The 10,358-nt window shown below is 54.8% G+C and carries 12 protein-coding genes; 2 read left to right on the forward strand and 10 right to left on the reverse strand.

All coding sequences use genetic code 11. From position 1 onward, the window contains the following. Positions 1 to 161 precede the first annotated feature (161 nt). The 9 genes from ACWIUF_RS05965 to ACWIUF_RS06005 form a co-directional block, all read right to left on the reverse strand. Positions 162 to 644: a hypothetical protein gene (locus tag ACWIUF_RS05965; protein ID WP_448571373.1), complete on the reverse strand. Its 483-nt coding sequence runs from the start codon at positions 642 to 644 to the stop codon at positions 162 to 164. Between the two features lie 341 nt (positions 645 to 985). Beyond that, positions 986 to 1,672: a hypothetical protein gene (locus tag ACWIUF_RS05970; protein ID WP_448571374.1), complete on the reverse strand. Its 687-nt coding sequence runs from the start codon at positions 1,670 to 1,672 to the stop codon at positions 986 to 988. Positions 1,673 to 1,697: 25 nt separating this feature from the next. Continuing rightward, positions 1,698 to 2,819, reverse strand: coding sequence for a DegT/DnrJ/EryC1/StrS family aminotransferase (locus ACWIUF_RS05975; RefSeq protein ID WP_448571375.1), 1,122 nt, complete (start codon positions 2,817 to 2,819; stop codon positions 1,698 to 1,700). 133 nt (positions 2,820 to 2,952) lie between these two features. Next, entirely contained in the window at positions 2,953 to 4,797 is a 1,845-nt protein-coding gene (locus tag ACWIUF_RS05980) for an AAA family ATPase (RefSeq protein ID WP_448571376.1), read from the reverse strand. Positions 4,798 to 5,010: 213 nt separating this feature from the next. Then, positions 5,011 to 5,880, reverse strand: a complete 870-nt coding sequence (locus tag ACWIUF_RS05985) for a hypothetical protein (protein ID WP_448571377.1) — start codon at positions 5,878 to 5,880, stop codon at positions 5,011 to 5,013. Between the two features lie 150 nt (positions 5,881 to 6,030). Further along, complete coding sequence (locus ACWIUF_RS05990) at positions 6,031 to 7,299, reverse strand: hypothetical protein (RefSeq protein WP_448571378.1); 1,269 nt, start codon at positions 7,297 to 7,299, stop codon at positions 6,031 to 6,033. Positions 7,300 to 7,391: 92 nt separating this feature from the next. Further along, on the reverse strand, positions 7,392 to 7,832 hold the full coding sequence (locus tag ACWIUF_RS05995; protein WP_448571379.1) for a hypothetical protein: 441 nt from the start codon (positions 7,830 to 7,832) through the stop codon (positions 7,392 to 7,394). After that, complete coding sequence (locus tag ACWIUF_RS06000; RefSeq protein WP_448571380.1) at positions 7,829 to 8,380, reverse strand: hypothetical protein; 552 nt, start codon at positions 8,378 to 8,380, stop codon at positions 7,829 to 7,831. Before ACWIUF_RS06000 ends, ACWIUF_RS05995 begins: the two co-directional genes overlap by 4 nt. Before the next feature lie 140 nt (positions 8,381 to 8,520). Next, positions 8,521 to 8,898, reverse strand: a complete 378-nt coding sequence (locus tag ACWIUF_RS06005; protein ID WP_448571384.1) for a sodium-independent anion transporter — start codon at positions 8,896 to 8,898, stop codon at positions 8,521 to 8,523. Between the two features lie 127 nt (positions 8,899 to 9,025). Between ACWIUF_RS06005 and ACWIUF_RS06010 the strand changes: the two genes are divergently transcribed. Beyond that, the gene (locus tag ACWIUF_RS06010) at positions 9,026 to 9,289 is read left to right on the forward strand and encodes a hypothetical protein (protein WP_448571381.1); all 264 of its coding nucleotides are present in this window, start codon (positions 9,026 to 9,028) and stop codon (positions 9,287 to 9,289) included. A 162-nt stretch (positions 9,290 to 9,451) separates the two neighbouring features. Continuing rightward, entirely contained in the window at positions 9,452 to 9,745 is a 294-nt protein-coding gene (locus ACWIUF_RS06015; protein WP_448571382.1) for a YggT family protein, read from the forward strand. Here ACWIUF_RS06015 and ACWIUF_RS06020 read toward each other — a convergent pair. Then, positions 9,678 to 10,358: ATP-binding protein (locus tag ACWIUF_RS06020; protein WP_448571383.1), on the reverse strand; the 681-nt coding region annotated here is incomplete at its 5' end. The two genes, ACWIUF_RS06015 and ACWIUF_RS06020, sit on opposite strands and share 68 nt — an antisense overlap.

Below are 10,358 nucleotides of genomic sequence, written 5' to 3' on the forward strand. Positions count from 1 at the left end.
GGACAAAGCTGCTTCAAGATCAATTTGACAAGCTTCGGGAATGAGGCTATCATAGAACATCATTTTTTATTTGTTAGAGGACAGAATACTGCATTCTGTCCCTTTTTTCCATCGCTTAACCTAACTTTCAACACTTCTGTAATCGTAGGTGTACTCATAATCTAAAGATCCTCCGGATAGGAATAGTTATTTTCAGCACAGATTTGTTTAATCAAAGGTACACATTTCTCCTGCCAGAATTGTTCCATCCGTTCCATGATGCCGTCTCGCTTGTTTTTACCATAGGTAAGGTAAGCATAGCGTTCCCTAGCTAAAACTCGATAGATTTGTTCAAAATCATTTTTATACAGAAGTTTTTGAATTGCCAGAAACTGCGCATTAATTTCTTTGCGTTTTGGAAATCTGCACTTGACTAGCCTATCCTCTGGGTCACGGAATAAATACGTTCTGAGCGTAAGAGGCCGGAAGAGATTCTCGCTAATAAACTGAAATAAAACGCGACGGCTATTCCTGTCTTCCCAAAAAGTTTGAACCTGCTTAGCTTTGATCGAACACCCTTGTTCCTGAAGCGCACGGCTAATGTCTTCAAAACTCTGAGGCGGATCACAACACATACGGAGGCGTCGCAGGGCAATAAATTGCAAATTACATAGTGGGTATTTGGAATGACAACGTTTGCGGAGTTTGCCTTGATTATCCTGTCGAATAGCTTCTGCAATCGAAGATGTTTGGGAATGCCCATCTAGTACTAGAATTTGCTCACATAAAATATCTAAAAGAATTGGGCGAATTCATCATTGACTATTGAATAAACCCCTTGCTCACGAATTCCAAACTGTTGAGCAATCGATGTGGTTGGTTCGGGATCTAACGATTGAAGTTGTCTAAGGATTGTTCGCGAAGCGATTTCTACAATGGGAATGCTGACCCCATCTCTGGCAACAACGCGATCGTCAATCTTGCTCTTAATTAGATCAATTAAATATTATGTTTCTGCTGCAATCTCAGGACTCGGCTGAAAACCCATTTCTCCGAGAGGCAGATTATCAAGATCAGACAGCGTTGGCAAACCAGGGTTTATCTCAGGATTTGGGTCCGCGATCGTATTGATCAATGGTTCATCATTCTCTCCTATCGTTTGATCGAGTGATTGGGGCGTACTATAAATTTCTTTGGCTAGTTTCTCCTGTAGCCATCCATCTAAACTCTTGAACGTTTTATTTTTAATAACAGTAGTGATATGAAAATTCTCTTCATCTGATGAATAACTAGACTGTTGCTCTCGATAATTAACATCAAATTCATGACATGTTTTTAGAAAATAACACCAAATTTCAGAAGATGCTTCCTCTGCAAGCTCTTGAGACACATACTCGTCAATTCCCCTTTCACGCAAAAATTTCAAAGCATGTTTTTGATATGACTTCTTGAACTCCTTATAAATCAGCAAAAGAGAAGCATCATTGCTACGAATACAACGGAAACCACTTTGGTAAATATCCTTTAGAAACTGACAAAGTGCTTTATCCAGATCAGTCTGTGGCGGGTATTTTTTAACAAACGCCTCTAAAGCTTCTAACTTTTCCTGATTCCCGCCACCCTGCTGGGTATCGTCTGTTGCCGCCGGGTTGCACATGGCCAGACACAGTATTGATCTTACAGCAGCTAGCATAGCAACCTCTTATGGGCTAATCAAGTTATGGGCTAATCAAGCAAAACCACGATCGCGTCAGATCCGGCTCTGTGGCAAGATCAGTATCGTCATCAGCCCCCTGCCCGTACTGAGCGATAAACGCCGGTTGGCGATCGATGCGCGAAAACGGCAACGACTCCAACCGCACCCCCCCCCGTTCCGCCAAATACACCCGCAGCCGCTCCCCTTGCGGTTCCCCTCGCCATGCCGCCGCCAACCGAAAGAAACTCGGTACGATCCCCAACTCCTGGAACCGAATCGGCTGCGTCAGCCCACTCTCATTCAGCCGATCGATCACCTCAAAACACCATGCTTGATACCCTTGCAACCGTTGCAACGCCGCCCCAAACGTTACATTCGCCACCACCGCCGCCAACGGATGCATCCGCGCATTCAACCCAAACTCATTCACCAACCCCAACCCCAAATCCCGCCGCTGGCGATCGGGATGCTGCGTCCACCACACTAACTTTTGGTACAGTTCCGCATTATCCGTCAGAATCGCACCGCCCTCCCCTGCCCACACCGACTTACCCACCGTAAACGACACCACGATCGCATCCGCCGCATCACTCGCCGGTCGTCCCCCCCGCAACGCCCCCAAACTCTGTGCCCCATCGGCGATATACCACAACCCATAGTCCGCCGCGATCGCCCGCAATGCCGCACTATCACAGGGATTGCCCAAAATATCCACCGCCAAAATCGCCCGCGTTTGGGGCGTAATCGCCCGCCGCACCGCCCCTGGGTCAAGCGTTAGCGTATCCGCATCCACCCCCGCAAAAACGGGTCGATTCTGCAACAACAACCAGCCCGCCAGCGACGCGCCATAGGTATAGGGCGTCGTCACAAACTCAGCCCCTACCAAATCCAACGCCCGCGCGATCGCCCATAACCCGATCGTCGCATTCGCCACACACAGCGCGTAGGACTTCCCCGACCACGCACATAACTTCGCCTCCAACGCCGCCACCGCCCCCGATCCGCTCAAATGCATACCCAGTTGCTCCGGACAGTCCGCCACCGTCTGCCAATAGTCCGCGATCGCCGTGCAGGCCAGATCCGTCAAAGCGGCAGGCATCGAGGTTGGGGCCGTCAGGTTAGGCGATGGAGATAAGCAATGCATGGAATCACCGCAATCATCAAAAATCTTGTGGGATAGCTGTCTTGTGGGATAGCCGTCCCGGCTGTCTTGTGAGTCTTATCAAGGGCAGGCAGGATGCCTACCCCACAAGAAGATTTTGGGCAATAGCATCGCCTTACAAATTCGCTTGGGGCTGGTATTCCGCAATGCGGCGATCGAGTTCCGTGGTATTGAGTTCCCCCGTGGCGCGATCGACCAACCCTTGTAAATGCGGCGGAAACGGATAGTCGGCCAAATGCCCACACCACGGGAAAAACGACTTCGACGAACACGCCTTCAACGCCCAGAGATCGCTATAGATCGCCGATACGCGATCGACCGTGATACTTAAATCATGTGCCGCAAACAGAATCCCCTCCGGGGATAATTCCCCCTTCAACAACAGCGCATTACTCAACGCCGCCCGAATATGACGCGGATTAGCGCCCTTGGCCGCAAAGACCTGCGCCGCCGCCTGAATTGCCGGGTGATCGGCTCCGATTGCCGGTAAATCCGGTGTCACCCGTCGCGCCGTCGCCAGCACGATCGCCGGATAGTCCTGGGCCAGCGGTTGCAACACTGGAATCGCCATAAACCGCGATCGCATCGCCGCCCCCATCCGCCACGGGCAATTAGTGGTTGCTATCAAGAGGGACTGTCCCCGCCGACTTTCATCCGCCAACGCCGTCAGCAGGGCCGCCGCCACCGCCCGCGTTGCCCCCGAATCGCCATCAAAATCACTGCGCTCTAGGGGTAACGCCTCTGTAATCTCATCCACAAATGCCAGATTCGGCACCCATTCCCGCAACACCCGCTGCTGTAACTCCGCCTTCCGTTCCGTCTCCCCGACAATCCCCGTCTTCGGACTGTGCATTTGGTACGCCGCCACCCCCGCCTGCCGTGCCGTGATCAAACTCATCTCCGTCTTACCCGTGCCCGGTGGCCCCACCAACAACACATTCGCGGGCATTGAGGGGTTACCCGCCGCCAGCGCCTGCGCCAACTGCTGCAAAATCGACTGGGGATAGGCACTATTAATCCCTTCCAACGGGCGATCGCTGCTCACCCGCGATGTATCTAACACCGTCAAGGTTTGCTCCGAGAGCGCCTGGACATCAATACTTTTCTGGGCCACCAATTCCCGTGCCGTCAGCGGCTTACCGGTGCGATGGGAAGCCCGCAGCAGCGACTCCAAGCCTTGGTTCGGCGTATTCGAGGATAAAAATGCGGCTTGCTCCCAAGTCAACCCCTCACCCAGTTGGGCCTGCGGATAGATGCGCCGCAACGCTTGTAAAAAGACCTGCTTCGCTGCGCGATCGGGTTGGGGCAGACGTATTGCCTGGAGCGCCGCCCGCACCAACGGATCAACCAGCGCCTCATCCTGGGTATGGAAAAGAATCACATTGCCACTTTTTCGCAACGCCAGACTTTGGGGCGTCAAGTGAGACAGTTCGATCGCCACAATCTGGGCATCCGTCTGGCCCCCGTGGGCGCAATAGGGCACCAAATGCTCACCGAACTGAAGCAAGAAACAAAACCGCAGTGGTTTCCCCCCTGCCCAAGTATCACCGCCCGTCGGCAACCAACACAGGCTGGCAATGCGACGCACCACATGGGGCACCTCCTGCTCATCCTGGGGAATGTCCAACAACTGATGGGCTTGCAACGCCCGCTCAATCACCCGGCGATCGGCATCACTCAGATCAAGCGCAGCATAGTCAATGCCTTCCGCCCGCGAGTAGGTCACCAATAGCATCCCCCAGCGATCGCGTAGCTGATCGCGCAAAATTTCCAGCAGCGGGGCAATGCGATGGGTCTGGGGATTACAGTCCAGATCTCGAAGATTGCGCCCTGACAGTAACAGCGCATGTTTGCCCTCCGCGATCGCTTGGCAGAGCGGCAACAGTGCCGCTGGCACCGTTGCCCAGTCTGGTCCTGGATGAGCGTTTAAGGACGGTTGGGGCAGTGTAGCAGTGGACATTGTAGTGACTCCAAGTGACTTCAATAAAACCGTACTAGTTGAGCAAACATAACGTTTCGCGATGTTAGTAGTCACGACTTCAGTCGTTGCCGGCTAAAGCCCGCACTACAAACCTTGCAGGCGTTGCCATGCTGGTAGTGACGACTTCAGTCGTTGCCGGCTAAAGCCCGCACTACGAACGTTGGAAAGATCTCCCTCCGTGATGAAATTCGACTAGAACCGTTGTTGTGTTTGTGGAGGTAGAGGCCGGGGCCGGGGTGACGCTGACTTGGCCGGCTTGGGGGTTGCCTTAGTTGGAGTTTTAGTTGGAGTTGGGGTCAGCCGTTGCCGCACAAAATCCCGCGCCGCATCCAGTTCGCAGATCCCCCCCGTAAACTTGCGCTCCGGTGGTCCCAGGCGCAATCCCGCCTCCACCAACGCCGCATCAAAGGCCGTGAGGATTTCCTCACAACTCGCATCACTCATGCCAATCAACTCCGTTGCCATTGTGAGGGGTTGCTCAGGATCAGTGCTGATCTCGGTCACCAGTGCCCGTCCCTGTTCATCCGTCGCCACCAAGCGCAGCAAACCATTCCGGGTAGTGGGTACATGGAGCGTCCCGAAACCCACCTTGAGCGCGGCTTGCTCACAGGCCAGGGAGATACTCTGAACCAATAGGGTTTGGTGTTGGCTTTCGAGCGTCTGGGTGAAGCTCTCTAGGGAGACCCGTGCCGCTTCTAGGGTAGTGGCTTGTTCTAGGGCCTGCCAGTCAGCATCGAGGGGATCATGATGGACATAGAGCGTATCGGCAATATGGGCAGCGACTTGCGTGGCCACAGTGAGTGGGACTTGCTGCTCCTGAGCCAGTTGCAGGGCTGTTTGTTGGAGCGAGTGAACCTGGGCACGGACCGCCGGGACGGGACGAACCCCCTGTTCCGGATGGGTCACTTGGGGCGTGAGGACCTGCTGGAGAATGCTCAAACCCACTTTGCCCAAATGGGTGGCACCTTGCAAGGTCAATTTAGCCGCCTGAAGGCCGATCGACTGTTGAAGTTGGGCTTGTTTTACACTTTGCTCAAGCGTACGACGACGAACAGCAGACATAGTGAACTCCTAGTTATGAATTGAGTGAGTCATCAGTCAGTAATCAAACCGAAAAACCCTTGTGGGGTAGGCATCCTGCCTGCCCTCCAGGACCCGCAATAGGGGAGTATGAGGCGAGCCACTCTGCCCAACTCCCCCATCGGTCAACCCCTAGTCAGGGCCAAGTTCCCGCTCCGCCCGACGGGCCTGAGCCGCCACCAAATTCCGGTAGTAATCCCGTTCCGCTGCTGTATCATCCGCATCTGGCTGAGGCCCCCGACGATCGGGCACAGGTTCATCGGCCATTACGGGGGTAGGCGGCGGATTGGGCAAGGGACGACGGGGCAGATTGCCAGCCGCTGCTGGGTCTGGGTCTTCGCCCTGAATCGCGATCGCCTCATAGCCCAACGCATCGTTCACAAATTTTGCCGTTGGTCGCCGAAACGGTCCCGCCCCTAAGGGGTGATTCGGCTGTGCCTCGTTATAGTTCGTCAGCGTTTGGTGATAGCGGGTATAACAGGCAGTAGCCTGCCGACCCGCCCGATTGTAACGACCTTCCCAGGCGATGATCTGGCCTTGCAAGCGCCAACGGGAGGCATGAAACTCTAGGAAAGCTAGGGATTCTAGGATCTGTTCCCCCCCAAAGACGATCGCCGCATCCGTCACTCCGGCCAGGGCAATTAACCCGAACGTCGTTACCAGGCGATAGGAAGCAAACCAATCCTCCCAGGCCAGCATCGTACCGATAATCATCGCGGGCGTGAAGATGATCATGACCATCCCTGCGACTTGCCACTTCTGAACCGGGGACAGCCCGCGCCGCACAAACTGTTGATACTCGGCCTCATCTTCGTCTGCCGCTAGGGCCGCTGCCGCCTCTTGAAGTCGGGCATGATGCAGTTGAATGGATAAGTAGATTTCCAACACCAGCAGCAAACAGGGCACAATCACCGTCGCCATGCGGGCAAACCACGAATCCTCCTCTGCTGCTACTTGGCCCGCAATGAAGTTCACCGGGGCATTGATCAGGAAAAAGTTGAGTGAGATCACCCCAATACAGCCTAGGAGGATCACGGTGTAGCGGATGGTGTCGCGGGGACCGGCGTCGGCAAACTGGGAAGCGGTCTGTTCCCACTTGCGCAGGCGTTGGCGTTTGATCGCAGCCCGTGTATTGGCCATGTTGCCGTAATCAGTCAGGCGATCCATCTCCGCCATCAAGCCATTCAAAGTCTGCTGAGTCGCCTGCCGGTGTCGGCGAACTTGGACGATTTGGGCTGCTCGTCGTTCCTGGCGATAGCGGTCTAGCGCACGGGCACGGGTACGGCGATCGCTTTGTACCCTCTGATCCTGGGCAGATTGATAGCGGACATCTTCCGAGTTAGGGGGACCTGCGTTGGGAGGACCGGCATTAGGAGGATCTGAATTGGGGGGTTCTGGCATAATTCCCTCCGGTATGACTGCTAATCTGAAATCGGTAAATGGGGGGAAGATTGTGCAAAAAATTGCCCCAAATAGGGGCAAATCTGGGTGCATTAAGGCTGTGCGATCCAATTGGCAACGGCACTGAGGGCCACTTGCGGCGCTTCAAAACGGTCATGCTGCACGGATTGGAAAATACCCAGGGTTTCGCTGCCGTTCACCAGCACCACCTTATCCGCTTGGAGTTTGGCGGGTGCAGTGGAGAAGGTATCTAACCCATCGGTAATAAAGACGGCATAGGTGCGGGGCGGCTGGCTCCAAGCGATCGGTTCTTGAAAGAGGACATGAGCACGTTCGAGCGATCGCTGAATATCGGTCGCTTGGCAGTTGCGGGGATGCTTGAGAATCGCTTCAATGGCAGGCTTAAGGCGTTCAATCTGCTGCTGGTTGGCCTGTTGTTGCTGGCTGAGTTGCTGCTGATAGGTATCAATCACCTGTTGGGCCGCACTCAACTGCTGCTGGTAGGTGGCCAGGTCCTGTTCGTATTGCTTCAACTGCTTTTGAATTCGTATTGCTTCAACTGCTTTTGAATATGAAAAGGATCGCCGCGATCGGTCTTGGGGCGTACCGGGGGATCGCCGATCGCGGGCAGGTTACCCAGGCGGGGCGGTTCGGCAAAGCTGGTCCGCACTAAGGGCACATCACTGCGATCGCAGATTTTACCAACCGCGATCGTGCCCCCATTCTGCGCGAGGGCATCCAGCACCGGTTTAATGTCGCCATAGGTGGCCGTGGCAATCCGGGAGAACCCCATGCTCCCACTTTGATCGACACCAATGAACACCGTACTCGGGGGTCGGACAGGCGCTTGGCGAGCTTGAATCTCAGCCCGAATGCGCTGGTACTGCGATTCCAGATCAGGATTGGGGGTAGCTCCATTAGTTCCCATTAACGGAACTTGACCATTAGGCTGGGACTGCGACTCTAGCCCCGGTTTGGGGGTGGCACCAATTGCCGTTTCTGAATTAGCCTTTTCACAGCCGACGTTGCCCAGGAAAGTTATGCTTAGCAGGAAAGCAGGGATTAGTGGATGGTTGTTCATTTGCACACCTTTCACGAGGTACAAACATCCATCTGCGCGTACAAGGCTGATTATGCAAATTTCATCTTGAATGCTATTAGTTCATGCGTTCTGTATGCGCTTATTCGTGCCGACTGATAACGATCGCAGCCTTCGCCTCGTTACGAATCGTGCGATCGCTGTTCAAAGCCTGCGATCGCACTATGCAGGGTGAAGTAGATGCGATCGGGGCCAAGGGTATCCAGCAATCCTGACTTTCGCAGTTGGGCGTAAAGATCCTGCTTAACACGCGCCAAGGCCATCGTGATTCCCCGTGCAGCCAACTCGTCATGGAATTCCATCAGCATATCCGCCGCCGTAATGTCGATTTCGGCAATCGCTTCGGCATTGAGGACGAACCATTCCACCGGGATTTTCTCGGCCTCGATCGCGGCGAGGGCACGGCGCTTGAAATTTTTCACATTGGCGAAAAAGAGGGGGGCATCGTAACGGTAGATCACCAGCCCTGGGATTGTCGTGGCATCGGGCCAATCGGCCAGTCAATCCCCCACGGGGCCGCCTGGGCGACGGTGGTGGCTCCTGCGTGGGGAGGGCAAAGTTGATAGGATGGGGGCAGCGATTCTCCTGGGGAGACGCTGCGCGATCGGGTGAATGGATGCGTGTCAGATGAGTATCGAACGGTGGACAGATGAGCGGTTAGATCAATTGGCGCAGTTAGTGGAGTCCAACAGTCGCACCATCCAAGCATTGGCTAACCTAGCGGCTGAAGACCGGCAGGAACGGGTCGAAATACTGCAAGAGATCCGCGATATCAAACAGGAAATTCGCGAGATCCAGCAGGAGGTCCGTGGGTTGCAGACTGAGAATCAGCGGATGCTGGATATTCTCCTAAACGATCGCCGCCAAGACAATCAAGACAGCCAGCCGTAAATGGCCGGGTTGCCGATCGGTACCACTAACCTTGTCCGATCGCTCCCCACTGGCGACTCAATCTGGGCAAACCCGTCGTCACCCCTCCCTGGTGATCATCGCGGGGGATAATTAGGGAAAGATCACCTGCACGCAATTACCTGAGCGAGAGAGGGAGCCACTATGTCTGCTGCGATCGTCACCACCTGGATTGTTAGCCTGAGTTTGGGACTGCTGGTTTGCCTGTTTATTTTCCGCATCATCCTGAGTTGGTATCCCCAGGTCGATCGCGATCGCCCCGCCCTGCGCTGGATCATTCTCCCGACGGAGCCGTTGTTAATCCCGACCCGTAAGGTGATCCCTCCCCTCGGTGGTCTGGACATTACCCCCGTGGTCTGGGTGGGAATTTTCAGTTTGCTGCGGGAGTTGCTGGTGGGGCAGCAGGGGCTGTTAACCCTGTGGAGTCGAGTCCACTAACCTTACGGGACTGCATCCATTGCTCGACAAAATTGGTGTAAATCTCCCCGGCGAGGAACGGCTCGGTTTCCAAGATCTTCTGGTGGAAGCCGATCGTTGTGGGGATGCCCGTAATCGCACACTCGCGCAGTGCCCGCCGCATCCGCCGGATCGCCGCTGGCCGATCTTCGCCCCAAACGATGAGCTTGCCAATCAACGAATCATAGTAGGGCGGAATCACGTAATCCGTATAGACATGGGAATCCATACGCACGCCAGGTCCCCCCGGTGGCAAATAAGCGCTAATGCGTCCGGGGTGGGGGCGGAAATTGTGATCCGGATCTTCCGCGTTGATCCGGCATTCGATCGCGTGGCCGCGCAATACCACCTGTTCCTGGCTAAACCGCAAGGGTTCCCCCTGGGCAATGCGGATCTGTTCAGCGATTAGGTCCAGCCCGGTGATCATTTCCGTGACCGGGTGTTCCACCTGAATCCGGGTGTTCATCTCCATGAAGTAGAACTCGCCGGAGCGATCGAGCAAAAACTCCACGGTCCCTGCGCCCACATAATTGATCGCCTTCGCCGCTAACACGGCAGCATGACCCATCTTTTGCCGCAATTCGGGGGTTAGGGC

Source organism: Trichothermofontia sp. (assembly GCF_053493415.1).